Here is a 285-nt window from a genome sequence, read left to right on the forward strand (position 1 = left end):
GCGAAGTCATGAGTCCTGTCCATGCGGACCCACATGTAACCGCGATCCGGGCCGTGGTGCCCCGTACCCCGCAGGGCTGCGAGGAATGTCTTCGCCTCGGCACCCCGTGGGTGCATCTGAGGCTGTGCCTGACGTGCGGACACGTCGGTTGCTGCGACTCTTCGCCGGGCAGGCACGCGAGTGCTCACGCTCACGCCATCGGGCATCCGATCGTCCAGTCGATGGAGCCCGGCGAGGATTGGCGGTGGTGTTATGTCGACCAGAACTTCGTCTGAGGGCGCCTCA

1 protein-coding gene is annotated in these 285 nt (G+C 65.6%); it reads left to right on the top strand.

The features are described 5' to 3' along the window. Window positions 1-8: 8 nt before the first annotated feature. Window positions 9-275: a UBP-type zinc finger domain-containing protein gene (locus ATN38_RS17585; protein ID WP_007735548.1), complete on the top strand. Its 267-nt coding sequence runs from the start codon at window positions 9-11 to the stop codon at window positions 273-275. Window positions 276-285: the final 10 nt, after the last annotated feature.

The sequence above is a fragment of the Rhodococcus sp. FH8 genome (assembly GCF_019266085.1).
GTDB lineage: Bacteria > Actinomycetota > Actinomycetes > Mycobacteriales > Mycobacteriaceae > Rhodococcus_F > Rhodococcus_F qingshengii.

Coding starts and splice junctions, on each gene's coding strand:
- ATN38_RS17585 (WP_007735548.1), top strand. CDS start 9: ATGAGTCCTGTCCATGCGGACCCACATGTAACCGCGATCCGGGCCGTG.